Raw genomic sequence first — 26,566 nt, forward strand, 5'->3', positions numbered from 1 at the left:
TGCCCTACAGCAGCACGGCCACCGCCAGGCCCAGGCCGGAGATCAACACCCAGGATGTGAGCGCGGCGCCGGCCGCCCGGGCACCGGAGGCGAACAGCGTGCGGACCCGGACGCCGGCTCCCAGCGCGAACAGGGCGGCGGCGAAGAGCAGGTCCTGGACGACGGCGGCTCCCTCCAGCACCGGGTCCGGCAGCAGGCCGGAGGTGCGGACCAGGATCAGGGCGAGGAAGCCCAGGACGAAGAGGGGCACCAGCGGCGGCCGGCTGCCCGTCCCGGCACGGTCTTCCCGGCTGCCGCCTTTACGGGTGTCCGTGCGCCGGGCCAGCAGGCCCGCGGCAGCAGTCAGCGGTGCCAGCAGCACCACCCGCGCCAGTTTGACGACGACGGCGGCCGCCAGCGCCGTGCCGCCCGCGGTCTGGGCAGTGGCCACGACCTGTCCGACGTCGTGGACGGACGCCCCGGCCCAGGCACCGAACACCTCGGGGCTGAGCTCCAGGAGCCTGCCAGCCAGCGGCAGGGCCGCGATGGCCAGTGTGCCGCAGAGTGTTACGAGGGCAATCGGCACCACGGTGTCTTCAGCCCGGGTCCGGCGGACAGCGGCCATGGCACCAATGGCGGAGACCCCGCAGATGGAGAACCCGGAGGCGATCAGGACCGGTTCATCCCCGGGCAGGCGGAACAGGCGGCAGATGGCGTACGTCCCCGCGAACGCCGCCAGCACCAGGACCACAATCAGCCCCAGCGCCGACCAGCCCAGCCCCGCAATGTCCACCAGCGATACCTTCAATCCCAGCAGCACGATCCCGGCCCGCAGGAACTTCCGGGCGGCCAGGGCCAGCCCGGGTTTCCAGGCTCCGGAAGCCATTGCCGCACTGCCGGGCACGTTGGCAGCCAGCAGCCCCAGGACCACCGCCGCTGTCAGTACGGGTACCGCAGGCAGGAGCAGATGCACCAGGAAGGACGCGGCGACGGCGGCCGCAGCGGCCAGCAGGCCGGGGACGGTACCGCGCAGGCGGGCAGGCGGCGGGCCCGGTACCGGGGTGGAAGCAGCAGAGGAGGCAGCGGAGGAGTCGGGCACGGTTACACCCTGCCGCAGTTGCGGCGGTTATCCAAAGCGCTTCGGCTTTGGCGCGCTGGCCTCCCGGAGGCCCGGTTGCCATACTGCACGGCACCTGCCCCTTGTTAGCATGGGGGCACCATCCTCAAGCGACCGGGGGAAGCACCCATGAGTTCGCCCACGAGTTCGCAAGGCAGCGGCGGCAGCACCCCGGCCGCCCCGGCACAGCAGGTCCTGGACTTCCCCTGGCTGTTTCCCGCCGCGGACGCCGCAGCGGCCCTGGGAACCAACCCGGCCACCGGCCTCGACACCGGGGAGGTCCGTGGACGGCTGGAGCGGTACGGCCCGAACCGGCTGGCCGAGGACAAAAAAGCCCCCGTGTGGCGGAAGGTCCTGCGGCTGCTCTCGGACCGGCTGACCATCGTCCTGCTCATCGCCGCGGTGGTCAGTGCCGTGGTGTCCCGCGAATGGGAAACCCCGGTGGTGATCCTGCTGGTGATCATCCTCAACACCGCTTTGAACTATGTGCAGGAACAGCGGGCGGAAAACAGTCTCGAAGCCTTGCGTAATGCCTCCGTGGACAGCTGCCGCGTGCTGCGCTCAGGCAGCCAGGCGAGGGTTGAACGGATGGAACTGGTGCCGGGCGACGTCGTGCTGCTCGAAGCGGGGGACAGCGTGCCGGCGGACGGGCGGCTGCTGGAGGCCGTCCGGCTGCAGGTGGCCGAGGCGGCACTCACCGGAGAGTCCAAGCCCACCAACAAGACCACCGCACCGCTGTCCGATCCGCAGCTGCCGGTGGCCGACCGCACCAACCTGCTTTATATGGACACCGATGTGACCCGCGGCCGGGGCGTCCTGCTGGTCACCGGGACCGGCATGGACACGCAGATCGGTACGATTGCGCACCTGCTGGGCAGCACCACCGAGGAGAAAACCACCCTGCAGCGCAGTATCGACCAGCTGGCACGGGTGCTCACCTACATTGCCTTCGCCGTCGTCGCCCTCGTCTTTGTGCTGGGGCTGCTGCGCGGGGACAGCTGGGAGGACCTGTTCCTGACCGCGGTATCGCTGGCCGTGGCGACCATCCCTGAGGGGCTCACCGCCGTCGTCGCCTTCACGCTCGCCATGGGCGCGTCCCGGCTGGCTGCCCGCGGGGCGATTATCAAGCAGCTGGCGGCGGTGGAAACGCTGGGGAGCACCTCGCAGATCTGCACCGACAAGACCGGCACCCTGACGCTCAATGAAATGACGGTCCGGCGGGTGTATTCACCCTCCGGGCGGCGTTTCCGGGTGACCGGATCCGGCTATTCCACCGACGGAAAAATCCTCAGCCCGGACGGGCAGTACGCTCCGGTTCCGGCCGAGGCGTACCTGGCCATGGCGCTGTGCAACGACGCGTCTGTGGAGGACGGCAGGTTGACCGGGGATCCGACCGAGGGCGCCCTCGTGGTCCTGGCGGAGAAGGCGGGGATCGATGTCGCGGGTGCGCGGGCCACCCACCGCCGTCTGGCCGAGGTGCCGTTCGATTCCGACTACAAGTTCATGGCCACGTTCAACGCCGACGACGCCGGAGCGGCGGTCACCTGCAACGTCAAGGGTGCGCCCGGCGTGGTCCTGGACCGGACCGCTTTCCTGCAGACCCCTGCCGGGCTGGTGCCCCTGGACCCGGAGGAGCGGGCCCGGATTTCCCAGGACGTGGAGTCCCTGGCTCATGCCGGCCTGCGGACCATGGCCGTGGCCGGACGGGTTCTGGACGCGCCGCTGCCGTCCCGGCCGGAGGCCCTCTTTGCCGAGGCTGCGAACCTGGTGCTGTACGCCGTCGTCGGGATTCTGGATCCACCCCGGCAGGAAGCCGGAGAGGCCATTGCCCGGGCCCATGCCGCCGGGATCGATGTCCACATGATCACCGGGGACCACCTGGTCACGGCATCGGCCATTGCCCGGGACCTGGGGATTCCGGGCCAGGCTGCCGCAGGCACCGCACTGGATGCCATGGATGAGGGGCAGCTGCGGGAGGAGGCCCCGCACCTGGGTGTGCTGGCGCGGGTTTCCCCCGAGCATAAAATCCGGATCGTGAAGGCACTGCAGGCGGACGGCTACATTGTGGCGATGACCGGCGATGGCGTGAATGACGCCCCGGCGCTGAAGCGTGCGGACATCGGCATCGCCATGGGCATCACGGGAACGGACGTCTCCAAGGGTGCCGCCAAAATGATCCTCACCGATGACAACTTCGCCACGATTGTGGCTGCCGTCGAAGAGGGCCGCGGCATCTACAACAACATCCTGAAGTTTGTCCGGTTCCAGCTGACCACTGCCTGGGGGTTCGTGCTGATTTTCCTGGCAGCGGCGACCTTCGGGTTCGCCGGCGGGACGCCGTTCACCGCACTGCAGATCCTGTGGGTGAACATCATCATGGACGGACCGCCTGCCCTGGCCCTCGGCGTGGACCGGACCGATCCCGAGGTGATGAAACGGCCGCCCCGGCCCGCCGCGGAACCCCTGCTGACCGGGCGGCGGATCGTGGTGCTTACCCTGCTGGGGATCGTGATGGCGGCAGGCACCTGCATAGTGCTGGAGAACGCCGCGCGGTGGTTCCCGGAGAGTGCCGGCAACACCAACTTCGCCACCACCATGGCGTTTACGACCTTCGTGTTCTACCAGGTGTTCAATCTGCTGAACGTCCGTTCCGAGACCGGCAGTGTTTTTGCGCTCCGGACCTTCACCAACCGTGCCATCTGGGTGTCACTGGCTGCAGTGGTGGTGCTGCAGGTCCTGGTGGTGCAGCTGGACATCTTTACCGGCATCTTCGACACCGTGCCGCTGACGTCGGCGCAGTGGTTCCTCTGCCTCGCGGTCGGCGCCACCGTGCTGGTGGCCTCCGAGATCGGCAAGGTCGTGCAGCGGCTGGCCGCCCGCCGCCGCAGGCCGGGGCCAGCACCCGTGCCGAAGGCCTACCAGGGCGAGGGCTTGTAGTCCTTGAGGAAGACGCCGTACTGGTCCTCGCCGTTTTCGCCCATCACAATCGGGTCGTAGACGCGGGCCGCGCCGTCCACCAGGTCCAGCGGGGCGTGGAAGCCCTCCTCCGCCAGCCGCACCTTGGTGGGGTGGGGACGTTCGTCGGTGATCCAGCCGGTGTCCACTGCGGTCATGAGGATTCCGTCCGTTTCCAGCATTTCCTCGGCGCTGGTGCGGGTGAGCATGTTCAGCGCCGCCTTGGCCATGTTGGTGTGCGGATGTCCGGGGCCCTTGTAGCGGCGGGAGAACTGGCCTTCCATTGCGGAGACGTTGACGATGTATTTCCGCCGAGCGGAGGAGGCAGCCATTGCGGGGCGGAGCCGGTTCACCAGCAGGAACGGCGCCGTGACGTTGCACAGCTGCACTTCGAGCATCTCCAGCGGGTCCACCTGGTCCACCACCTGTGTCCAGCTGTTAATCGGTGCCGTGTCCGGCACAAGACCGCCGGCGTCGATGGCCGTTCCGGCTTCCATCCGCGCCAGCGACGAGGACCCTGCCGTGAGCGCCAGGGCGGTGACGGCGTCGGCGGCCAGTACCGGGTGCGCGGCAACGGAGCCGGCCAGCGCGGTGGGGTGCGCATCGTAGGTGTGCCCGAAGGTCACCAGTTCGGGCATGGGGCCGTCCGGCAGGGGCGCCAATTCGGCGTCGGTCAGCGGACGGTAGGCGTCGGAGGAGCGCCGGACCGTCTGGGCCGCGTTGTTGATCAGGATGTCGAGGGGACCGGCCTCGGCGACGGACTCGGCCAGCGAAATGACCTGGGCGGGGTCGCGCAGGTCAATGCCGACGATGCGCAGCCGGTGCAGCCAGTCCGCGGAGTCCTCCATGGCGGCGAAGCGTCGTGCGGCGTCCTTGGGGAAGCGCGTGGTGATGGTGGTGTGGGCGCCGTCGCGCAGCAGCCGCAGGGCAATGTACATACCGATCTTCGCCCGGCCGCCGGTCAGCAGCGCCCGTTTCCCCGTCAGGTCCGTCCGGGCGTCGCGCTTGGTGTGGCTGAAGGCCGCACATTCAGGGCAGAGCTGGTGGTAGAAGGCATCCACCACGGTGTAGGGCTGCTTGCAGATGTAGCAGTTGCGCGGTTTAAGCAACGTTCCGGCGGACGGTCCGTGGGCGGCGGTGGTCAGCTGCGCGCCGCGGGTTTCATCGTCGATCCGGTCTGCCGCGCCCGTGGCCGTGAGGGCGACGACGGCGCGGTCCGCCTCGGCAACGGCCGAGCGCTTTTCGTTCTTCCGGTGCTTCTTCACGGACTTGAACATCTTGGCGGTGGCCCGCCGGACTGCGACGTAGTCGGGGTCCTCTTCATCCAGGACGTGGATGGAAGCCAGGACCCGAAGGGCGGTCTGGATTTCTTCCGGGTTTAGTTCAGGGGTGCTCATGGTGGCCTTTACGCTTATCGGCACCGGAGGATCCACGGTGCAGGCGCACCGGGTGCGCCATGACGAGGATACCGGAGAAGCCGGCAACGCCCCGTATCAGCAGCAGGGGCACCGGGGAATCTCACACCCGGCGCCCCTGCTGCTGTCCCAGTCCGCTGCTACGCTTCGGGAATCCGCTGGCCCTTGCTGAGCACGGTGAGTCCCGATTCGGTCACGGTGAAGCCGCGCCTGAGGTCCAGTTCCCGGTCCACACCAACGGTGGCACCGGCCGGGATCCGCACGTTCTTATCGATGATGGCCCGGCGGACCACCGCACCCTCACCTACGTGCACCTTGTCCATCAGCACCGAGTCCGTCACTTCCGCGTTGGAGGCAACGTACACGTCCTGTGCCAGCACGGAGCCGGTTACCTTGCCGCCCGAAATGACGGTGCCGTCGGACACGATCGAGTCGAAGGCGGTTCCGGCCTGATCGGAGGCGCTGCGCACGAACTTGGCGGGCGGGGAGATGCTCTGCCGCGTGTAGATGGGCCACTTCAGGTTGTACAGGTTGAACGCCGGCATGGGGGAGATCAGGTCCATGTTGGCGTCGTAATAGGAATCCAGGGTGCCGACGTCGCGCCAGTACTGGTGGTCGCTGCCGGTGGCTCCGGGGATGACGTTGCGGGTGAAGTCGTAAACGGCAGCGTCACCGCGTTCCACGAAGTAGGGAATGATGTCCCCGCCCATGTCGTGCTTGGTGACCAGGCGTTCCTCGTCCCACTGCAGCGCCTTAACCAGGGCGTCGGTATTGAAGACGTAGTTGCCCATGGAGGCCAGGAAGCTGCCCGGATCATCTGGAAGGCCCGGGGTAGTCTCCGGCTTTTCCACGAACGCGGCGATGCGTTCCGGGTTCTCGGCGTCCGTTTCGATCACGCCGAACTGGTCCGCGAGGTGCAGCGGCTGCCGCACGGCGGCAACGCTCACCGATGCGCCGGAAGCAATATGTGCCTCGACCATCTGGGAGAAGTCCATGCGGTACACGTGGTCCGCGCCGATGACGACGACGATGTCCGGCTGGGCGTCCTCAATCAGGTTCATGGACTGGTAGATGGCATTCGCGCTGCCCAGGAACCAGCTCTTGCCCACGCGCTGCTGTGCTGGCACCGAGGCGACGTAGTTCTGCAGCTGGGTGGAGAGCCGCCATGTCTCGGAGATATGCCGGTCAAGGCTGTGGGATTTGTACTGGGTCAGAACCACTATCTGGAGATATCCGGAGTTCACCAGATTCGATAATGCGAAATCAATGAGGCGGTAGCGCCCGGCAAAGGGAACCGCCGGTTTTGCGCGGTCAGCCGTGAGCGGCATCAGCCGTTTACCTTCGCCGCCTGCAAGAACTACTGCCAGGACCTTCTTTGGCGCCATTGTGTTGAACCTCTTCCGAAAATAAGTCTACTGACTTCAGACTAGATCACTGGTTGCCCGGTGCACTACGTTGGTTTAGTGCGAGTAGATATTGTGTCGAAGGAATTCCCGCCGGAAATCTACGGGGGAGCAGGCGTTCACGTCGCCGAGCTCAGCCGTGTCCTGGCCGGAGAAGTAGATCTCCATGTGCATTGCTTCGGGGCCCCGCGCCCTGAGGATTTCCATGGAGCCAAAGTAAAGAGCTATGCGGTGCCGGCGGAACTGCAGTCGGCAAATCCCGCCGTCCAGACCCTGGGTACGGACCTTGAAATCCTGGGCGGGCTGGCCGGGGCGGACCTGGTCCACTCGCATACCTGGTACGCGAACATGGCCGGACACCTGGGGTCGCTGCTGCACGGTATTCCGCACGTCCTCAGTGCCCACAGCCTGGAGCCGCTGCGTCCGTGGAAGGCCGAGCAGCTCGGCGGGGGATACGCCGTGTCCTCCTGGGTGGAGAAGACCGCCTACGAGGCAGCCGCCGCGATCATCGCCGTGTCCGAAGGCATGCGCCAGGACATCCTGCGCAGCTACCCGGACGTGGACCCGGGCAAGGTCCGGGTGGTCCACAACGGCATCGACGTGCAGCAGTGGCAGCCGGATATCGACCCCGACGGCGTCCGCGCCTTCGACATTGATCCGGACCGCCCCAGCGTGGTCTTCGTCGGCCGCAATACCCGCCAGAAGGGTGTGCCGTACCTGCTCCGGGCCGCCGCGCTGCTGCCGCCGGAGGTCCAGCTGGTGCTGTGCCTGGGTGCTGCCGACACCCCGGAGCTGGCGGCGGAAACCGCCGTGCTCATCGAGGACCTGCGGCGCACCCGCACCGGCGTCGTGGTCATTGAGCGCATGCTGCCGCGCGCCGAGCTGATCAAGATTCTTTCCATCGCCACCGTCTTTGCCTGCCCGTCGGTCTACGAACCGCTGGGCATCGTGAACCTTGAGGCGATGGCCTGCGGCACCGCCGTCGTCGCCAGTGCGACCGGGGGCATTCCGGAAGTGGTGGATTCCGGCGTCACCGGTGTGCTGGTGCCCATCGACCAGGTCACCGACGGGACCGGCACCCCGCTGGACCCGGAGAAGTTCGTACGGGACTTCGCGGAGGCGCTGACCTCCGTGGTCAGCGATCCGGCCCTCGCCCGGCGGATGGGTGAGGCCGGCCGGGTCCGGGCAACCGAGCAGTTCTCCTGGGAGTCCATTGCCGAGGAAACCCTGGCTGTCTACCGGTCCGTCCTGGCGTAGCCAACCCCTTGTAGCCAACACAGCCAAATCCAGAAAGGGCGCCACAGCAGATGCTGCGGCGCCCTTTCTGTGCCCGGACTGGGGTCCGGCACCTCGCCCTGCCGCACAGGGTCCCACCCGGTGGTGCTGTTGTGACCACCGTGACCCCAGCAGGCAACACCGGCCCCACTCAGTGGGACGCTGTGCACGATCACTGAAGCCAGATACCCCGGAACGCCGAAAGGGCGCCTCCGCAGTTGCGGAGGCGCCCTTTCTACCAGTGTTGCGTTACTTCCGGCCGGACTTCTTCTGCTCTGCCTTCTTCCGGGCAATCAGAACCTTCTCGTCCACCGGAGCGGCACCGCTGGCACGCAGCAGCCGCTGGTACTCCATGGCCTCGTCCTGGCGGATCTTTTCGGCACCCGAGGCAATCTTTGCCCGCAGGTGCTCCTGGCCGTAGCCGAAGGAATCGACCAGATCCAGGGCGTGCGGACGGATCTTCGCCAGCAGCCGGTTGATGTACGGACCCAGGGTGCGGGCACGCTGCGCGGACAGGCGGCCGTTCATGAGGTACCACCCAAGGTTCTTTTCGATCAGGCGCAGCCCGAACAGGTCGCGGACCCAGGTCATCACCTGCCGGGTGCCGGCGTCCTCCATCCGGTCCAGGGCCCGGGTGAAGGCTTCCCACTGAAGCAGCTCGGCGTGGGCACGCGCGGCTTCGATCAGGGCATGCTGGTTCTCATTGAACACCGCTGCGCCCTTTTCCTTCGGCAGCCCGCGGGCTTCCTTGAGGGCCGTGGCCACCTCCGCAACCATGGTGCCGACCCGGTCCGCCAGCAGGTCGTGCTGGGTCCGCGGATCGCGCAGGGCAATAGCGGATTTCTTCTCGGAGCCGGAGTCACGGAAGGACTGGGCAATCTGGCGCAGACCGGTGCGGTGCAGGGTGACATCGGTGGCCTGTCCCACGACGTAGCGGGCGAGGACGCCGAAGTCCGCACCGGCGAATTCCTTGCCGTAGTCCGCGAGCAGGCGCTTGGCCACCAGCTGCAGCAGCACCGTGTTGTCGCCCTCGAACGTGGCGTAGATATCAAGGTCCGCGCGCAGGGCGGTGAACCGGTTCTCGGCCAGGAACCCGGCACCGCCGGTGGCTTCGCGGCATTCCTGCAGCGTGTCCAGGGCGTGCCAGGTGGACAGGGACTTCAGTCCGGCAGCGAGGGTTTCCAGGTCCTGGCGGTCTGCATCGGTGTCATGGGCGCCGGAGAAGACGTCGTCGAACTTATGCAGCAGTTCCTCGTGGGCGAAAGCGGCGGCAAACGTGGTGGCCAGCAGGGGGAGCAGGCGGCGCTGGTGCTGCTGGTAGTCCATCAGCACCTCTTCCTTGATGTCCGAGGCACCGTTGAACTGGCGGCGCTCGGTGCCGTACTGGATGGCGGTCTTCAGGGCCAGCTTGCTGGCGTTAACTGCTGCGCCGTCGAGCGATACACGGCCCTGTACCAGGGTGCCGATCATGGTGAAGAAGCGGCGGCCGGGGCTGCTGATGTCCGAGGTGTAGGTACCGTCGGCGGCGACATCCCCGTACTTGTTGAGCAGGTTGGTCCGCGGGATGCGGACGTTGGAGAAGTGCAGCCGGCCGTTGTCGATGCCGTTCAGGCCGCCCTTGATGCCGTCATCCTCGCCCCCGATGCCGGGCAGGAACCCGTTGTCGTCCCGCAGGTCCACGTAGAACGCGTGCACGCCGTGGTCCACGCCCTTGGTGATGAGGTGAGCGAAGACGACGGCGGCCTTGCCGTTGACGGCGCCGTTGCCGATGTAGTCCTTCCAGGCAGCGCGGAAGGGGGTATTGATAACGAATTCTTCGGCCGCGGCGTCGTATTCGGCAGTGGTGGCGATGCTGGCAACATCGGAACCGTGTCCGGTTTCGGTCATGGCGAAGCAGCCCGGGATATCCAGGCTCATGATGCCCGGCAGCCACTTTTCGTGGTGCTCCCGGTTGCCCAGGTGCATCACGGCGGATCCGAAGAGGCCCCACTGCACGCCGGCCTTGATCTGCAGGGACGGATCAGCCACCACGAGTTCCGTGAAGCCGGCAACGTTAGCGCCGTGGCTGTCTTCGCCGCCCACGTACTTGGGGAAGGCGCCGTGGACGGACTTGCTGTCCACCAGGATCTTCAGCTGGTCCATGACCCGTTCGCGGTGCTCTGTATAGGTCAGCCCCGCGGGGGTCTGCATGGCTTCCATGCCGGCGAGCTTGCGGGCCGCCAGCCGCTTTTCAGCCCATTTGCCGAGCAGGACCCGGCCCAGCGCCTCGACGTCCACCACGGCGGCGTCATTGTCGCTGATGGTCGCGCTGGCCGGGAGCTGGCGTTCGGTGGGGGAGAGTGTTTGCGTCATTGCGTTTCCTTCTCGTGGTTGGAGACTGGGGTAGGTGAAGAAATCCGGGGAAGGGGCGAATGCCCCTGGTCGTAGCCGATGCCGTCAAAGAGCCAGGCGGTCAGCTGGTCGGTCATTTGTTCTTCGGTGGGTTTGTCCGGGCCGGGCGGCGCGGCAATCCAGCGTTCGCCCGCGGCACGGATCATCCCGAGGGCCGCGGCCGGCCAGTACGACGCCGTGGCGCTGGCATCCCGGGGTACCTCCCGGCCGGCCAGATAGTGGCGCATGGCCGAATCCATCATTGCCGTGATGGTTTCGAAGAAGTGCGAAAGGGTGGTGTCGAACTGCTGCTCCGTACCGCCGTCGGCAAGCCGGCCCGTGACGAACAGATACACGTTGGGCGAGGTCTCCGCCATCTGCAGGTAGGCCGACACCATGGCCCGCAGGCCGGAGCGGGCCGATGTTGCCGTGCGCCCCGCTTCCAGGATCTTTTCCTGCATCCGTGCCACGGCCACTTCGCCCATGGCTTTCTGCAGCCCGGCCTTGTCGCCGAAGTAGCGGTAGAAGACCGACTTCGAGGTGCCGGAGGCGGCCGCAATCTCTTCCATCGATGCCGCGCACCCGAGAGTGTGGACGGCCCGGCGCGCGGTTCGGATCAGGGTGCGGCGGCGTTCGGCCCGATGGGCCTCCCAGCGGAGCGCGCGCCCGTCCGCGGCCGGGGCCGGCGCGGAAGGATCCCTCAGTGTGTTGTTCACGATACTGAGCGTATCAGGTACGCTGGGTAACAGTAACTAACGTCACACCCCCACCCATGGACTCCCAAGGAGAACGACGAATGGCTGCACAGCCTGAACCCGCACGAGCTACACCCACGAACAATGCCGCCGGGTCTTCGGTGCGCAAAGCGGTCGTCATCGGCGGTAACCGCATTCCCTTCGCCCGCTCGGGCGGCAAGTACACCTACAGCTCCAACCAGGACATGCTGACCGCAGCCCTCGACGGACTCGTTGCCCGCTTCGGCCTGCAGGGGGAGCGGATCGGTGAAGTCGCCGGCGGCGCTGTCCTCAAGCACTCCCGTGATTTCAACCTGACCCGCGAGGCGGTCCTGGGCTCGGCACTGTCGCCGGAGACCCCCGCCTACGATGTGCAGCAGGCCTGCGCCACCGGGCTGGAAACAGTGGTCAGCCTGGCCAATAAGATCAAGCTGGGGCAGCTCGAGTCCGCCATTGCCGGCGGCGTCGACTCCGCCTCCGACGCACCCATCGCCGTGAGCGAAGGCCTGCGCCGTGCCCTCCTCGACCTTTCCCGCGCCCGGACCACCAAGCAGAAGCTGGCCGCCGTCGCAAGGATCCGTCCCAAGGACCTGTCCCCGAATGCACCGTCCACGGGCGAACCCCGCACGGGTCTGTCCATGGGCGAGCACCAGGCCCTGACCACCGCACAGTGGAAGATCACCCGGGAGGCCCAGGATGAGCTGGCCTTCAACAGCCACCGCAACATGGCAGCCGCCTATGACCGCGGTTTCTTCGACGACCTGGTGACCCCGTACCGCGGCCTGGCCAAGGACGCGAACCTACGGCCCGACACCAGCATGGAAAAGCTGGCCAAGCTGAAGCCCGCCTTCGGCAAGAGCCTTGGCGACGAAGCCACCATGACGGCCGGCAACTCCACCCCGCTGACCGACGGCGCCTCTGTTGTCCTGCTGGGCTCCGAGGACTACGCCCGCGAACACGACCTGCCGATGCTCGCCAACATCGTTGATGCCGAAGCCGGCGCCGTCGACTTCGTCCACGGCAAGGACGGACTGCTGATGGCTCCGGCCTTCGCCGTGCCGCGCCTGCTGGCACGCCACAACCTGACCTTCGACGATTTCGACTTCTTCGAAATCCACGAAGCCTTCGCCGGAACCGTCCTTTCCACCCTTGCCGCCTGGGAAGATGAGGAATTCTGCCGGACCCGGCTGGGCCTGGATGCGCCGCTGGGCAGCATCGACCGCACCAAGCTGAACGTCAACGGCTCCTCGCTGGCAGCCGGACACCCCTTCGCCGCCACCGGCGGACGCATCGTTGCCTCACTGGCGAAGATGCTCCACGAGAAGGGTTCAGGCCGCGGCCTGATCTCGATCTGCGCCGCCGGCGGCCAGGGCCTCGTCGCGATTCTCGAGGCACGCTGATCATGAGCGATACCTACCTCAACCTCGTTAACAGCGGCTTCACCAAGGAACTGTCCAAGAAGCTCGGCCTGCCCCGGCCGGCCATCCTGCGCCGCTTCGATCCCACCCAGCCCCTGGTGCCGGGACCGGTGCTGGTGCTCGGCAAGAGCGGTACCGCCGACGAGCTGTCCCGGCTCCTGCTCGACTGGGACCAGGACGTCCGCCGGCATGCCACGCCGAAGGAAAAGCTCGGCGCCATCCTGATCGTGCTTGACGACGCCGCGGCACCCACCGACCTGGGCGAACCGACCCTGGCAGCGGGCGCCGCCCTTCGCGACCTGGCCCCGGGCGGACGGGTCATCACCGTCTCCCGGCCCGCAGCGGAAGCCCAGGATCCGGCAGCCGCCGCGGCCCGCCAGGGTGTCGACGGCACGCTGCGCTCGATTGCCCACGAGCTGCGCGGCGGTGCGACCGCCAACGGCATCGTGCTGGCCAACGGCGTCCAGGCATCAGCCCCGTCGGTGGCAGCCGCCCTGCGGTTCCTGCTCTCGGGCAAGAGCGCCTACGTCAGCGGCCAGTTCGTGACCGTCGGTTCGGATGCCGGAACCCTGCCCCTGGACTGGAACGCCCCGCTGGCCGGCAAGGTCGCCGTCGTTACCGGTGCCGCCCGCGGTATCGGTGCCGCCATCGCCCGGGTGCTGCACCGTGACGGCGCCTCCGTCATCGTGGTGGACGTACCCGCCGCCGGAGAGCAGCTGGCGAAGGTTGCCAACGAGATTTCCGGCACCGCACTCCAGGTGGACATCACCCGTGAGGACGCTGCGGACCGCATCCTTGCCCACGCAGCCGAACGTTACGGCCACCTGGACATCGTGATCCACAACGCCGGCATCACCCGTGACAAGCTTCTGGCGAACATGGACGAAGCGCGCTGGGGTTCGGTTATTGCCGTCAACATTGCCTCGCAGCTGCGGATGAACGAGACCTTCCTGGCCTCGGGCGGCTTCAGCCCGGAGGGCCGGATCGTCTCGCTGGCCTCGACCAGCGGCATCGCCGGCAACCGCGGACAGACCAACTACGCAGCTTCCAAGGGCGGCGTCATTGGCATGGTCCGTGCAACGGCTCCGTTGCTGGCACCACGCGGCGGCTCCATCAACGCCGTCGCACCCGGCTTCATTGAAACCGATATGACGGCAGCTATTCCCGCCCTCACCCGGCAGGTGGCGCGCCGTCTGTCCAGCCTGCAGCAGGGCGGACTGCCCGTGGACGTGGCCGAGACCATTTCCTTCCTGGCCTCCGACGCCGCTGCCGGCGTCAACGGACAGGTAGTGCGCGTCTGCGGCCAGAACATGGTGGGCGCATGACCGACACACAGCTGAGTGAGATCCCCGCACTCGGACGGCTGTACGCCGGGGCGGTGGGCAGCGCGGCGAAGTCGCGGCTGTCGCCGGCCAAGGGCACCGGCCTCCTGCCGGCGGACCGGCATGTGGTGCGCGGCGCCGCCGTGGACCTGGCCCGGCTCACTGATTTCCAGCGCCTGGTCCTGCACAGCGCCACCGACTACCTGCCTACCGGCTACGTGCATACGTTTGCCTTCCCCGTGGCGATGAGCCTGATGGCGCGGGAGGACTTCCCGCTGCCGCTGCTGGGCATGGTGCACCTGCGTAACGAGGTGCAGCATTTCCGTCCGATCCATTACTCGGAACCGCTGACGGTGACGGCGTGGGCGGAGAACCTCGGTGGGCACCGGGCCGGAACGCAGGTGGAACTCGTCGCCGAAGTCACGGTGGAGGCCGACGGTGTTTCCGAGACCGTGTGGCGGGGCCGTTCCACGTACCTGGCCAAGGGCGTTTTCCTGCCCAGGATTGACCGGCCGGACAAGTCAGCGGTACGCGCGGAATTCGTTCCGCCGCTCCCGACGGCGCTGTGGCGCCTGGGTGCCGATGCCGGCCGTAACTATGCCCGGGTCTCCGGGGACTTCAACCCCATCCACCTGAGCCGCTTGTCGGCGAAGGCGCTGGGCATGAAACAGTCGCTGGCCCACGGCATGTACCTCGCATCGAGGGTTATCGGCGATACGGTGCAGACCCATGAGGGTCCGTTCCAGTGGAGCATTGACTTTGAGTCACCTGTGTTCCTGCCGGCCACCGTTGCCGTGACCATCTCCGACGATGAAACACCGGACGGGTGGACGGGTTCCAGCTTTACCGGCTGGAACCCGCGGTCCCAGCGCCGGCACTTCGCCGGCACCGTGGTACCGCTGGCGTAGCCTGCGGACCGAGTCACCGCCCGCCTGCTTCCGGTACTGCCGGAAGCAGGCGGGCTTCGTTTTGGGCGGCGGTCCGCTGCTAAGGTTCCCTCATGATTGATGCTGCAGGGCTGCTCGTTACCGCTAAGGAACTCGACGCGGCGGATCCCCTCGCCGGGTACCGTGACCGTTTCCTTCCTGCGGACGGTGTCCGTGCGTATCTGGACGGAAATTCGCTGGGACGCCCCCTGCGCGCCACTGCGGAAAACCTGCAGGATTTCGTCACCCGGCAGTGGGGCGGACGGCTGATCCGGGGCTGGGACGAGCAGTGGCTGGAGCTGCCCGGCGTAATCGGCGACCAGCTGGGGGAGGTGGCCCTTGGAGCTGCGCCCGGACAATGCATCGTGGCGGACTCCACCACCGTCCTGCTGTACAAACTGGCCCGCGCCGCTGTTGCCGCCCGGCCCGGCCGTACTGAAATCCTGCTCGATGCGGACAATTTCCCGACGGACCGGTACGTCCTGGAAGGCGTGGCCCGCGAATGCGGCCTCACCCTGCGGTGGGTGCCCGCCGGGTACGCGGGAGGGGTCACCGCAGAAGCAGTGGCGGACGCCGTCGGACCACAGACGGCACTGGCCGTTTTCAGCCACGTGGCCTACCGGTCGGGCTACCTTGCCGATGCAGCGGCCATCAACAACGTGGTGCACGACGCCGGCGGCCTGGTTCTCTGGGACCTGTGCCATTCTGTGGGGGTTGTGCCCGCCGAGCTGGACGCAGACGGCACGGACTACGCCGTGGGCTGCAGCTATAAGTACCTCAACGGGGGACCGGGCGCTCCGGCCTGGGCCTACGTGGCAGCCCGCCACCAGGAGGATTTCTCGCAGCCCATCCAGGGATGGCTGGGTTCCGATGACCCGTTCGGCATGGCGCAGGGCTATGTTCCTGCGACGGGCATCCGGCGCCTGGTCTCGGGCACCCCGCCTATCCTCGGCATGCTCGCCATGCAGGACATGATTGCCCTGATCCGCGAGGCCGGGATGGCTGCCGTCCGCGCCAAGTCGCAGGCCCTCACCGAATACGCCGTCACCGCAACCGATGCGCTGCTGGCGCCGCGCGGCGTCGTGCTGGCCTCGCCGCGCGACCCGGACCGGCGCGGCAGCCACATCACCGTCGACCATCCGAAGTTCAAGGCCGCCACGGCGGCGCTCTGGAAGCAGGGCATCATTCCGGACTACCGCAATCCGGACGGCATCAGGCTGGGGCTCTCACCCCTGTCCACCTCCTTCACGGAGACCTTTACCGGGATTGAAGCGATTCTGGCCGAGCTCTAGGCGCACGCGGATACCCGTTGCCATCCGCCCGTCTACGGGGCACCCTTCGGGCATGACCAAATACCTCATCTCCTTTCCGAGCGAAGCCATGGTGCTCACCTTCGAGGAGTTTCCCGTTGTTGCAGCCGATTCGCGCGCCGTCATCAGGGCGGCAAAAGCGGCCGGTGTGTATATCTTCGGCGGTGGGATCGAGGAAAAGGTGGATCCCGTGATTGTCTCCGCCGACGGATCCGTGAACCCCGAAATCTATCCCGGCAGCCACCTCAAGGGCGGCTTCACTGTCCTGGAGCTGCCGACCCGTGAGGACGCAGTGGAGTGGGCCCGGAAGATAGCGGTGTCCTGCCGTTGTGCGCAGGAGCTCCGCGAGTTCATGTTTGATCCGGAAAGCTAGGCCTCAGGCCTGGCCCGCTTTGACCGCCAGGACGGGGCAGGCAGCCTCCAGCAGCACGCGCTGGGACGTGCTGCCAAGGAAAAGCTTGCCTACCGGTGTCCGGTGCCGGATTCCCAGCACCACCAGCTGGGCGCCGTGGTTTTCCGAGGCCTTCAGGATTTCCTCGGAGGCATCGAAGTCACCCATTGGGTGCAGCAGAACGTGCGAAACCCCGCTGCCGTCCAGGACACTGGCCAGTGCCTTGAGATAGTCCGGGGTATGTTCGGGCCGGGGTTTGCGCGTGCTTTCGACGTTGACCACCACGAGTCCGGTGGCCAGGTCACGGGCTGCACGGATCGCAGCGCGCAGCGCTGCCTCCCCTTCCGGGGTGGGGACGAATCCGACGACGACGCTCATGGCTTCCTTCTTCCTGCCTCCTCCATCGCTGATCCCCTCAACTCAGCTGCGATGGGTCGCTGAAGCGGGTTTTGCGGGCCTTCACTGCGCGGTTCCAGATCCAGGTGAGCAGCCACAGCACCAGGCCGAGCAGCAGCAGCAGCCCGGCGATCCGGTACTCGATGGCGTCCTGCGCCCACGGGCCGATCAGGAAGGCGCAGGTCAGGGCACCGATGAAAGGCATCACCCGAGGGGAGTGGAAGTGGGCACGCTCGGACGGGATCCTGCGCAGGACGATGCAGGCAATGTTGACCACCGTAAACACGCCCAGCAGCAGCAGTGCGGTCGTGCCGCCAAGCGCCGTTACCGTTTCCCGGCCCATGAAGTTGGTGACCACAATGATCAAACCCACCGCGATCGCCGTCGTAAAGGCGATGGAGGCCCAGGGGGTGCGCCGTCCGGGGAGGACGGAGGAGAGCCCCCGTGGCAGCACGTCCTGCTTCGCCATGCCGTAGAGCAGGCGGCTCGCCATCAGCATGTTGATCAGGGCGGTGTTGGCGACGGCGAAAATCGACAGGAACGGATAGATGACGTCCACGGGCAGGTTGGGTGCGCCGGCCCGCACCACTTCCAGCAGCGGGGTGGCGGACTCGGAGAGTTGTCCCACCGGCACCACGGCCACGGCAGCCACCGAGACCAGGAGATAGACACAGACGGTGATCGTCAGGCCGGTGAGCATCACCTTGGGGAAAATCCGGACGGGATCATGCGTTTCCTCGGCCATGTTTACCGAGTCCTCGAAACCGACCATGGAGAAGAACGCCAGGGCCGTGGCTCCGGTGAGGGCGAGGAACACGCTCTTGCCCGCTTCGGTTTCAAACACGACCACCCGGGAGAAATCCGCGTTGCCCTGGCTCATGGCCCAGAACCCGATGGCGATGACTATCAGCAGTCCGGTCAGTTCGATGGCGGTCAGCACGATGTTGAACTTCACGCTTTCCGCCGCACCCCTCAGGTTAACGGCGGCCAGCAACAGCATAAAGATGACCGCGATCCAGGTGACGCCGGCCTGCCCCCACTCCAGGTCGAACCCCACAATGAAGTTCTCGGCCAGGAATTTGGAAGCCGTTGAAGCGGAGGTTATACCCGAGCAGAGCACGGCGAATGTCACCAGGAACGTCAGGAAGTGCACGCCGAAGGCCTTGTGCGTGTACAGCGCGGCACCGGCGGCCTGCGGATATTTGGTCACCAGTTCCAGATACGAAAAGGCGGTGATCGTGGCCACCGCAAACGCCAGGAGGATGGGCGCCCATGCCGCGCCGCCGATCTCGCCGGCCACCTGTCCGGTAAGCGCGTAGACACCGGTTCCCAGAATGTCGCCGACAATGAACAGCAGCAGCAGTTTGGTGCCCATGACCCGCTTGAGCTCGGTCTGGCCTGTCTCAGACTTGGTGTCAGCCATGGCTGTCCTTCCGGACGTTCCCTGATACCGCGTTGGGACGTATTCTGCGCGGTGGGTGCCGGGTCTGGCAATGGGATGCACTGACGGCCTACGCGGGTGCCCCGGGAATCACCCGGACCGCTCCGATCCGCCGCCGCCGCACGCCAAGGACCTCGAGCCGGCAGCCCGGGGCCGGTACGGTGTCGCCGGGCCGTGCCACCCGCCCCAGCTGGTCCAGGATGTACCCGGCAACCGTTTCATATTGGCCCTCCGGCAATCCGACGCCGGTCAGCCGTTCGAATTCCTGCAGAATGAGTGCCCCGTCCACCACCAGCTGTCCCTTTTCCCGGTGGTAGCGGTCCTCGGGGTCCTCGCCGGTGTCGAACTCGTCATAGATTTCCCCCACCAGCTCCTCGACCAGGTCTTCGAGCGTGACTATGCCGTCCGTGCCGCCGTATTCGTCGGCCACTACCGCGATATGGCTGTTCCCCCGGCGCATCCGGCCCAACGAGGGCAGCACTGCCGCTGTCCCGGGCAGGAACAGGATCGGGCGCAGGATGTCGGCGACGGTACGCCGGTCCGGTTCCGGACCTTCAGGGTCCGGCATGAGATCCCGGACGTGGATGAACCCCACAATGTCATCCACCGAGGCACCGGTGACCGGATAACGGGAATAGGGCTGGTGCCGCACCTGGTGCAGTGCCTCGTCCAAGCGAAGGTCCGCCCGGACAAACACCACTTCGGTCCGGGGCCGCATCACCTCCTGCACCAGCCGCGTACCCGCCCCAAAGACGTCGTTGAGGATCCGCCGGCTGTCCTCGGCCAGCATCGGGCTGGCGGCCACCATGTCCCAGAGCTCCTCGCTGCTCACCGGCACGGTCCTGGCCTCCGGGTTTCCGCCCAGCAACCGCACCACGGTGTCCGTGGAGAAGGAGAGGAGCCGGATGACGGGACGCATAAGCACCGCAAACAGGTTCAGTCCGGGGGAGAGGACCCGGGCAAAAAGCACCGCGTTCTGCATGGCCAGCCGTTTGGGGACCAGCTCGGAGAACACCAGGGACAGGTACGCCACGGCCAGCGTCAGGAGGATGAACGCCGTCGCCTCCGCTGCAGGCTGCGCCAGGCCCCACTGCCGCAGCAGCGGAACCACCGTCGGAGCCAGGGCAGAGGCACCATAGGCCGCAGAGAAGAAACCGGCGAGAGTCACGCCGATCTGGATCGCCGACAGGAACAGGTTGGGATTGCGGGCCAGGTGCGCGGTGCGCCTGCCCTGCTTCCCACTCCGTTCTATGCCGCTGAGCTGGCTCTCGCGCAGAGTGACCAATGCCATTTCCGCGGCGGCGAAGATTCCGCCCACCAGGATAAAGAACACCACCAGGAGGAGATTTACGACTGCACTGACGTCCATGCTGCGAGCGTATCGAAGGGCGGCGGGGCATGTGAGGCAAAGATCACACGGCACCGTTTCAGGCAAACAAAAAAGTCCTCCCGGAATCCGTAGATTCCAGGAGGACTTCACTGTGCGCGGAGGGGGACTTGAACCCCCACCCTCGTTAGAGGACTAGCACCTCAAGCTAGCGCGTCTGCCATTCCGCCACCCGCGCAGAGGTGGTTTTGCCGGTGTTCTTACGCCGTTTCCGTCGTTCGAAACCTTCAAAAGCAACGGAAAAAACTCTAACACGGTTTGGCCGGGAACCACGAATCGGCCCTAGCCACGGGCAGGAAACGGTCATGTGGCGGCAAATAACCGCCCGTCACACCCCGGCTCTGGCTAAGCTGGCTGCACAGTTCACCGAAGGAGAAGACCATGCCTGATGACATCCGCGCCGATCTGCCCCGCGCCGAAGATGAGGTGGCCCGGATCTGCCAGGAGCTCATCCGCTTTGACACCTCCAACTTCGGAGACAATTCCGGTCCAGGGGAGCGCGCCGCAGCTGAGTACACCGCGGGCCTGATCGAGGAAGCCGGACTGTCCGCCGATCTCTTCGAGTCTGCCCCGGGGCGGGCCTCCGTGGTCACCCGGATGGAAGGCACCGACTCCTCCCTGCCCGCCCTCGTGGTGCACGGCCACCTTGACGTGGTGCCGGCGCAGAAAGAGGACTGGACCGTGGACCCGTTCAGCGGTGAGGAACGGGACGGACTGATCTGGGGCCGCGGCGCCGTGGACATGAAGGACATGGATGCCATGATCCTGTCCGTGATGCGGTCCATGGCCGCCACCGGAACCCGGCCGCGGCGGGACATTGTCTTCGCGTTCTTTGCCGACGAGGAGGCCGGCGGCGACTACGGCGCCCGCTGGGCGGTTGAGCACCGGCCGGAACTGTTCGACGGTGCCACCGAGGCCATCTCCGAGGTGGGCGGCTTCTCCGCGACCATCGGCGGACAGCGGACGTACCTGCTGCAGACAGCCGAAAAGGGCATTTCCTGGCTGCGCCTGGTGGCCCACGGCCGGGCCGGCCACGGCTCCCAGATCAATACCGACAACGCGGTCACCCGGCTGGCGCGGGCTGTTGCCAACATCGGCAGCCACCCCTGGCCCATTGAACTGACGGACACCACCCGTGCCTTCCTGGACGGCGTGACGGAACTGACCGGCGTCGAGTTCGATCCGGACAACCCCGACCGGATCCTCGCGGAACTGGGCACCGTGGCCCGCTTTGTCGGTGCCACACTGCAGAACACGTCCAACCCGACGGTCCTGAAGGCCGGCTACAAGCACAATGTCATCCCCGGCACTGCCGAGGCCCTCATCGATGCCCGCACCCTGCCCGGCCAGGAGGAGCAGGTGCTCGCCACCATCCGCGAACTCGCCGGCGACGGCATCGACATCAGCTACGAGCACCAGGATGTGTCCCTCGAGGTGCCGTTCAAGGGCAACCTCGTGGATTCGATGATCTCCGCACTGCAGGCCGAGGATCCAGGGGCGCCGGTGCTGCCCTACACGCTTTCCGGCGGTACGGACAACAAGTCGCTCAGCCGTCTGGGCATCACCGGGTACGGTTTTGCCCCGCTGCGCCTGCCGGAGGATCTGGACTTCACCGGCATGTTCCACGGCGTCGATGAACGGGTGCCGGTGGATTCGCTGAAGTTCGGCACACGGGTACTGTCCCGCCTGCTGACCCGGTACTAAGCCCCGTTCGAAGGAGAGCCCTGTGCAGGCCACCGAAATCCTGACCCCGGAACTGCTGTCGCGGCTGCGGTCCCGTGCCGCCGGTTATGACGAGGACAACAGTTTCTTCACGGAGGACCTGGAAGACCTGCGCGCAGCGGGCTACCTCGCCCTGTTCACCTCCCCGGACAGGGGAGGGGCCGGCATGGGGATTCCCGACGTCGTCTCCTGCCAGCGGCTCCTGGCCTCCGCCGCTCCCGCCACAGCACTGGCGGTGAACATGCACCTGGTTTGGTGCGGTGTGGCGCATTTGTTGGCACTGCAGGGTGATGACTCGCTGGATTTCGTGCTGCGTGAAGCCGCTGCAGGAGAGCTGTTTGCCTTCGGGGTGTCGGAGCCGGGGAACCCCGCCGTGCTCTTCGATTCGCATACCGAGGCCCGCCCCGCGGCCGGCGGCGGTTACGCCTTCACCGGCACCAAGATATTCACCAGCCTGTCCCCGGCCTGGACGCGGCTGGGCATCTTCGGGAAGGACTCCTCGGACCCGGAGGAGCCGCGGCTGGTGTTCGGCTTCGCCGACCGCGGGACCGCGGGGATCATCATCGCGGACGACTGGAACACCATGGGCATGCGGGCCAGCCAGTCCTGCACCACCCGCCTGGACAATGCGGTGGTGCCGGGGGAGCGGATGGTCCGTACGACGCCGGTGGGTCCACACCGGGATCCCTTCGTCTTTGGGATCTTCGCGCTGTTCGAGACGCTGTTGTCCGCGGTCTACACGGGAATCGGAGACCGGGCAGTGGAACTGGCCGTTGAGGCTGCCACAGGCCGCGTTTCGCGGGAGGGTGCACCGGCGTCGGCAGACCCCGGCACCCGGTGGAAGATTGCGGACGCCGCACTACGGATGGACGGCGTGCATCTGCAGCTCGGCGCGGTCGCCCGGGACCTGGAGGACGGCACCGACCACGGGACGTATTGGTTCCCGCTGCTTTCCGGCCTGAAGTACCGGAGCACCGAAACGGCCCGCGGCGTGGTCGAAACCGCCGTCCGGGTTGCCGGCGGACGCAGCTATTTCCGGGGTGCCGAACTGGAACGCCTCTACCGGGACGTCCTCGCCGGGATGTTCCACCCCTCGAGTGAGGATTCGGTCCATGCCAGCGTGGCCAACGCGGTTCTGGGGCCGGTGGAGTGAGGCCCCGCAGAAGATGCGCAGCCCGGAGCTACGAGGTCCGCTGGACGCGCAGGACCCTGCGCCGCAGCCAGAACCGCCTGCCGCCGCCGCTGTAGATGCGGCTGCGGTGGAGTTCCCACTTGCCGTATTCGGCATGCTCAACCAGCCGCCGGCGGGCATCCGGCAGTGATTCATGCGGGTCGACCGAGACCACCAGGTACTCATAATCCCGGGAATTTTCCCGTCGGCGGGAGACTTCCGGTGCAAGAATTTGTTCGCGCATTTCCCTCCAATTTTCCCCAGTTTACCGATAACGTCTAGGGCATGAGCATAGATCCGCGCATCGCGCTCCAGTCCCTTATCACTGCATTCGAGGAGCATCTCGCGGCTGCGGCCGCCCGCCGCGGTGACAAGGATCCAGTGGTCGAAAGCGCGTACCTTGCCATTGCCGATGCCTTTGAAGTCTACGAGGAGGTCCTCTACGACGCCTACGGTGAGGTGACCCCGCTGGAGATCTACGAGGATGACGAGGACGACGCCGATTACGAAGCCGGCGAGGACGTGGACGAAGTCCTGGAAGCGGAACCAGGCCGGGATTCGGGAGACGGGGACCCCCTGGGCCGGTCGGCCAACCGATAGGCTCCGGTCCGCCGGCCTCCGTGCAGGAGGTGGGGCGGGCGTGAATTAGAGTCTTAGGTGTGAATTGGTTTGAAGCGATCTTCCTTGGCCTGATCCAGGGCCTGACAGAATTCCTCCCCATCTCCTCGAGTGCCCACCTACGCATCGTGGGGGAACTGCTGCCCGGAGCGCAGGACCCGGGCGCTGCCTTTACGGCCATCACCCAGCTGGGCACGGAGACCGCCGTCGCGGTCTACTTCTGGAAAGACATTGTCCGGATCATCAAGTCCTGGTTCGGCTCCCTCCTTGGCCGCGTGCCGCGCAGCGACCCGGACGCACGCATGGGCTGGCTCATCATCATCGGCACCATCCCCATCGTGGTCCTGGGCCTGCTGTTCCAAGACCAGATTGAAAGCACGTTCCGCAGCCTGTGGATTGTCGCGACCATGCTGATCGTCTTCGGCATCATCCTCGCAGTGGCTGACACGGTCGGCCGCCAGCAGCGCACACTGGACAAGCTCACCTATAAGCACGGCATCCTGTACGGGTTTGCCCAGGCGCTGGCCCTGATTCCCGGTGTTTCCCGGTCCGGCGGCACCATCACCGCCGGCCTGTTTATGGGCTACACCCGTGAAGCCGCCGCCCGGTACGCCTTCCTGCTCGCCATTCCCGCCGTCTTCGGCAGCGGCCTGTTCCAGCTGGTCAAGTCACTGGACGAGCCGATGCCCTACACCGGCCTGCAGACCGGTGCTGCCACCGTTGTCGCCTTCGTTGTGGGCTTCATCATCATCGGCTGGTTCCTGCGATATGTCTCCACCCGCAGCTACCGCCTCTTCGTCTGGTACCGCATCCTCCTTGGCGTCTGCATCTACCTTCTGCTGGGCTTCGGCGTCCTCACCGCCTAGCCGCGCCCGTTAGAGTTGAAGGGTGATTGCCTGGAAATCTTCAGCCCTGCCCTCCCTGCCCGGAACATCGGACGACGTCCAGCTTTATGACACGTCCGCCCAGGCACGGGTAACCGTCCGGCCCGCCGGAGAAGCAAGCCTGTACGTCTGCGGGATCACCCCGTATGACGCCACGCACATGGGCCATGCCTCGACTTATGTGAGCTTTGACCTGTTGAACCGCCAATGGAGGGATGCGGGGTACACCGTCCGGTACGTCCAGAACGTGACGGACGTGGACGACCCGCTGCTCGAACGGGCCAACGCCACCGGCGCGGATTGGCGGGAACTCGCTCGGGAACAGACCCAGCTTTTCCGCGAGGATATGGAAGCCCTGAACGTCCTCGCCCCGGACAACTACGTCGGTGCGGTCGAGGCCGTGGAGTGGATAGTCCCCGTGGTGGAGGACCTGATGGACCGCGGCCTTGCGTACCGCGTGCCCGGCACCGGAACAGAGCCCGACGGCGACCTCTACTTCGACGTCGATGCGGCCTCCCGCCTGGCCGACGGCGACCCCGACGCGTGGTGGCTGGGCCAGGTCTCGCACCTGAGCCGCGAGCAGATGCTGCCGGTGTTTGCCGAGCGCGGGGGAGACCCGGAGCGTCCCGGCAAACGCAACGCCCTGGACCCGCTGCTCTGGCGCCTTGCCCGCACCGGCGAACCATCATGGGACGGCGGCCGGCTCGGCACGGGACGCCCCGGCTGGCACATTGAGTGCTCGGTCATCGCCCAGCGGTTCCTTCCGCGTCCCTTCACCGTGCAGGGCGGCGGCTCCGACCTGGTTTTCCCGCATCACGAGATGAGTGCCGGGCACGCCTTTGCCTGTGCCGGCACCCCCCTGGCGTCGCATTACGCCCACGCCGGCATGGTGGGGCTCGACGGCGCCAAGATGAGCAAGTCCCTGGGCAACCTGGTCCTGGTCTCCAAGCTGCGGGCCGAGGGAGTGGAACCGGCGGCCATCCGGTTGGTGCTGCTCTCGCACCACTACCGCACCGACTGGTTCTGGACCTCCGACCAGCTGCATCAGGCGGAGGAACGCCTCGTTGCCTGGCGGAAGGCGCTGCAGTACACCAACGACGACGACGCCGCCACACTCCTGCAGCAGATCCGTGCCGCGTTGGCCAATGACCTGAACGCTCCGGCCGCCGTGGCTGCCGTAGACGCGTGGGCCGGCACAGCCGTCCGCAGCGGGACGACGGGGAGCCAGGCCGGTGCCGAACTCGTCTGTGCCTCGCTGAGCGCCCTGCTCGGACTCCAGCTCTAAGCGGAAAAGACACGAAAACGCCGGCCGCACCCATCGGGTGTGGCCGGCGTTTTGCTGTCCGGTGTCCGGTGTCCGGTTCGCCCCTGGTCAGTCCCGGCGGCGGCGCTTCAGGTAACGCTCGAACTCCCGGGCAATGGACTCGCCGCTGGCTTCAGGAAGCTCGGCGGTGTCCTTGGCCTCTTCGAGCTGGCGCACGTAGGCCGCCACCTCGGGATCCTCCGTAGCCAGTTCATCCACGCCACGCTCCCAGGCCTCGGCCTCTTCGGTCAGCAGATGCGTGTCCAGGGGAGCCTGCAGCAGTTCCTCGATGCGGTTCAGCAGCGCGAGCTGTGCCTTGGGCGACGGCGACTGACCCACATAGTGCGGTACCGCAGCCCACAGCGAGATGGAGGGGATATCCGCCAGCCCTGCCATCTCGGACACGACCCCCACGATGCCGATAGGCCCCTCGTACGTGGACGACTCCAGGCTCAGGCTCTCCTGCAGGTCCGGTTCCTCGCAGGACGCCGTCACCGGAATGGGCCGTGAATGCGGAACGTCGGCAAGGAGCGCACCGGCCAGGACAATGCAGTCCACATCCAGTTCCTTGGCGAGGGCGATGAGTTCCGCAGTGTAGGCCCGCCACTTGTAGGAGGGCTCGACGCCGGTCACGAAGATGACGTCCAGGTTGCTGTCCGGAACTTCGGCCCGGGAAATACGGGTCGTGGGCCACTTGATCCGGTGCCCACCGGAGGCCGTGCGCTTGATGGCCGGCCGGGTGAACTGGAAATCGTAGTATTCGTCGGCGTCGATACTGGCTATTTTTTCGCTGTCCCAGTGCCGGCTCAGGAATTTCAGGGCGTCGGAGGCAGCTTCGCCGGCATCGTTCCACCCTTCAAACGCAGCCAGCATCACGGTGACGCGTTCGGGGGAGGACTCGTCGCCAAAAAAGTCCTGGAGGCCTGTGGCCGGAAATCCTTCGGTATTGCTCACCACTTCACACTAAGCCCGTTCACCCGGCATGTCAGGACCGGGCCGCGGGGCTTCGCGGAGAGCAAAAGAAAGACC

Annotated in this window: 22 protein-coding genes and 1 tRNA gene; 12 read left to right on the plus strand and 11 right to left on the minus strand. The window is 66.6% G+C overall.

Annotated features, from left to right (window positions below):
* Positions 1-4: 4 nt before the first annotated feature.
* A complete protein-coding gene (locus tag QNO03_RS02240) occupies positions 5-1,012 on the minus strand; it encodes a YeiH family protein (RefSeq protein WP_289602045.1) in 1,008 nt (335 codons plus the stop codon).
* A gap of 213 nt (positions 1,013-1,225) precedes the next feature.
* Here QNO03_RS02240 and QNO03_RS02245 point away from each other — a divergent pair, with 213 nt between their 5' ends.
* A complete protein-coding gene (locus tag QNO03_RS02245) occupies positions 1,226-4,033 on the plus strand; it encodes a cation-translocating P-type ATPase (RefSeq protein WP_289601656.1) in 2,808 nt (935 codons plus the stop codon).
* Here the strand turns inward: QNO03_RS02245 and QNO03_RS02250 are convergent.
* On the minus strand, positions 4,012-5,448 hold the full coding sequence (locus QNO03_RS02250) for an SDR family NAD(P)-dependent oxidoreductase (RefSeq protein WP_229948325.1): 1,437 nt from the start codon (positions 5,446-5,448) through the stop codon (positions 4,012-4,014). The two genes, QNO03_RS02245 and QNO03_RS02250, sit on opposite strands and share 22 nt — an antisense overlap.
* A gap of 158 nt (positions 5,449-5,606) precedes the next feature.
* Positions 5,607-6,851 carry a glucose-1-phosphate adenylyltransferase gene (glgC, locus tag QNO03_RS02255; protein ID WP_354003874.1) on the minus strand — a complete coding sequence of 415 codons (1,245 nt, stop codon included), beginning with the start codon at positions 6,849-6,851 and terminating at the stop codon, positions 5,607-5,609.
* Between the two features lie 78 nt (positions 6,852-6,929).
* Between glgC and glgA the strand changes: the two genes are divergently transcribed.
* Positions 6,930-8,126 carry a glycogen synthase gene (glgA, locus tag QNO03_RS02260; RefSeq protein ID WP_289601657.1) on the plus strand — a complete coding sequence of 399 codons (1,197 nt, stop codon included), beginning with the start codon at positions 6,930-6,932 and terminating at the stop codon, positions 8,124-8,126.
* Between the two features lie 267 nt (positions 8,127-8,393).
* Here glgA and QNO03_RS02265 read toward each other — a convergent pair whose 3' ends face one another.
* Both QNO03_RS02265 and QNO03_RS02270 read right to left on the minus strand, forming a co-directional pair.
* The gene (locus QNO03_RS02265) at positions 8,394-10,496 is read right to left on the minus strand and encodes an acyl-CoA dehydrogenase family protein (RefSeq protein ID WP_289601659.1); all 2,103 of its coding nucleotides are present in this window, start codon (positions 10,494-10,496) and stop codon (positions 8,394-8,396) included.
* Positions 10,493-11,230 carry a TetR/AcrR family transcriptional regulator gene (locus QNO03_RS02270; RefSeq protein WP_229948331.1) on the minus strand — a complete coding sequence of 246 codons (738 nt, stop codon included), beginning with the start codon at positions 11,228-11,230 and terminating at the stop codon, positions 10,493-10,495. The genes QNO03_RS02265 and QNO03_RS02270 overlap by 4 nt, the downstream gene beginning before the upstream one ends.
* A gap of 80 nt (positions 11,231-11,310) precedes the next feature.
* Between QNO03_RS02270 and QNO03_RS02275 the strand changes: the two genes are divergently transcribed.
* The 5 genes from QNO03_RS02275 to QNO03_RS02295 all read left to right on the plus strand — a co-directional run bounded on the left by QNO03_RS02275 (position 11,311) and on the right by QNO03_RS02295 (position 16,597).
* Entirely contained in the window at positions 11,311-12,648 is a 1,338-nt protein-coding gene (locus tag QNO03_RS02275; protein ID WP_229948333.1) for an acetyl-CoA C-acetyltransferase, read from the plus strand.
* A 2-nt stretch (positions 12,649-12,650) separates the two neighbouring features.
* Positions 12,651-13,991, plus strand: a complete 1,341-nt coding sequence (locus tag QNO03_RS02280; protein ID WP_289601660.1) for a 3-oxoacyl-ACP reductase — start codon at positions 12,651-12,653, stop codon at positions 13,989-13,991.
* Complete coding sequence (locus QNO03_RS02285) at positions 13,988-14,896, plus strand: MaoC/PaaZ C-terminal domain-containing protein (protein WP_289601662.1); 909 nt, start codon at positions 13,988-13,990, stop codon at positions 14,894-14,896. Before QNO03_RS02280 ends, QNO03_RS02285 begins: the two co-directional genes overlap by 4 nt.
* A gap of 92 nt (positions 14,897-14,988) precedes the next feature.
* The gene (locus QNO03_RS02290; RefSeq protein ID WP_229948339.1) at positions 14,989-16,206 is read left to right on the plus strand and encodes a kynureninase; all 1,218 of its coding nucleotides are present in this window, start codon (positions 14,989-14,991) and stop codon (positions 16,204-16,206) included.
* Positions 16,207-16,258: 52 nt separating this feature from the next.
* Positions 16,259-16,597 (plus strand): YciI family protein, encoded by a 339-nt coding sequence (locus tag QNO03_RS02295; protein ID WP_289601663.1) that lies wholly within the window; start codon positions 16,259-16,261, stop codon positions 16,595-16,597.
* Between the two features lie 3 nt (positions 16,598-16,600).
* On the opposite strand, the gene QNO03_RS02300 is transcribed toward QNO03_RS02295, so the two are convergent.
* The 4 genes from QNO03_RS02300 to QNO03_RS02315 all read right to left on the minus strand — a co-directional run bounded on the left by QNO03_RS02300 (position 16,601) and on the right by QNO03_RS02315 (position 20,017).
* Positions 16,601-16,993 (minus strand): universal stress protein, encoded by a 393-nt coding sequence (locus QNO03_RS02300; protein ID WP_289601665.1) that lies wholly within the window; start codon positions 16,991-16,993, stop codon positions 16,601-16,603.
* Positions 16,994-17,030: 37 nt separating this feature from the next.
* Positions 17,031-18,434 carry an APC family permease gene (locus QNO03_RS02305; protein WP_289601666.1) on the minus strand — a complete coding sequence of 468 codons (1,404 nt, stop codon included), beginning with the start codon at positions 18,432-18,434 and terminating at the stop codon, positions 17,031-17,033.
* Positions 18,435-18,522: 88 nt separating this feature from the next.
* On the minus strand, positions 18,523-19,821 hold the full coding sequence (locus tag QNO03_RS02310) for a hemolysin family protein (protein ID WP_229948347.1): 1,299 nt from the start codon (positions 19,819-19,821) through the stop codon (positions 18,523-18,525).
* 113 nt (positions 19,822-19,934) lie between these two features.
* Positions 19,935-20,017, minus strand: a tRNA-Leu gene (locus tag QNO03_RS02315).
* A gap of 203 nt (positions 20,018-20,220) precedes the next feature.
* On the opposite strand from QNO03_RS02315, the gene QNO03_RS02320 reads away from it, so the two are divergent.
* A complete protein-coding gene (locus QNO03_RS02320) occupies positions 20,221-21,543 on the plus strand; it encodes a M20/M25/M40 family metallo-hydrolase (protein ID WP_289601667.1) in 1,323 nt (440 codons plus the stop codon).
* Positions 21,544-21,565: 22 nt separating this feature from the next.
* Complete coding sequence (locus QNO03_RS02325) at positions 21,566-22,714, plus strand: acyl-CoA dehydrogenase family protein (protein WP_289601669.1); 1,149 nt, start codon at positions 21,566-21,568, stop codon at positions 22,712-22,714.
* Between the two features lie 28 nt (positions 22,715-22,742).
* On the opposite strand, the gene QNO03_RS02330 is transcribed toward QNO03_RS02325, so the two are convergent.
* Entirely contained in the window at positions 22,743-22,976 is a 234-nt protein-coding gene (locus tag QNO03_RS02330; protein ID WP_229948350.1) for a DUF5703 family protein, read from the minus strand.
* A gap of 41 nt (positions 22,977-23,017) precedes the next feature.
* Between QNO03_RS02330 and QNO03_RS02335 the strand changes: the two genes are divergently transcribed.
* The 3 genes from QNO03_RS02335 to mshC are packed head-to-tail and all read left to right on the plus strand — an operon-like array spanning position 23,018 to position 25,519.
* Positions 23,018-23,332, plus strand: a complete 315-nt coding sequence (locus QNO03_RS02335) for a hypothetical protein (RefSeq protein WP_229948351.1) — start codon at positions 23,018-23,020, stop codon at positions 23,330-23,332.
* A 59-nt stretch (positions 23,333-23,391) separates the two neighbouring features.
* Positions 23,392-24,216, plus strand: a complete 825-nt coding sequence (locus QNO03_RS02340) for an undecaprenyl-diphosphate phosphatase (RefSeq protein WP_289601670.1) — start codon at positions 23,392-23,394, stop codon at positions 24,214-24,216.
* 22 nt (positions 24,217-24,238) lie between these two features.
* Complete coding sequence (gene mshC, locus QNO03_RS02345) at positions 24,239-25,519, plus strand: cysteine--1-D-myo-inosityl 2-amino-2-deoxy-alpha-D-glucopyranoside ligase (RefSeq protein ID WP_289601671.1); 1,281 nt, start codon at positions 24,239-24,241, stop codon at positions 25,517-25,519.
* Between the two features lie 87 nt (positions 25,520-25,606).
* Here the strand turns inward: mshC and QNO03_RS02350 are convergent, their stop codons facing one another.
* A complete protein-coding gene (locus QNO03_RS02350) occupies positions 25,607-26,491 on the minus strand; it encodes a PAC2 family protein (protein ID WP_229948354.1) in 885 nt (294 codons plus the stop codon).
* Positions 26,492-26,566: the final 75 nt, after the last annotated feature.

This window comes from Arthrobacter sp. zg-Y877 (assembly GCF_030373105.1).
GTDB lineage: Bacteria > Actinomycetota > Actinomycetes > Actinomycetales > Micrococcaceae > Arthrobacter_B.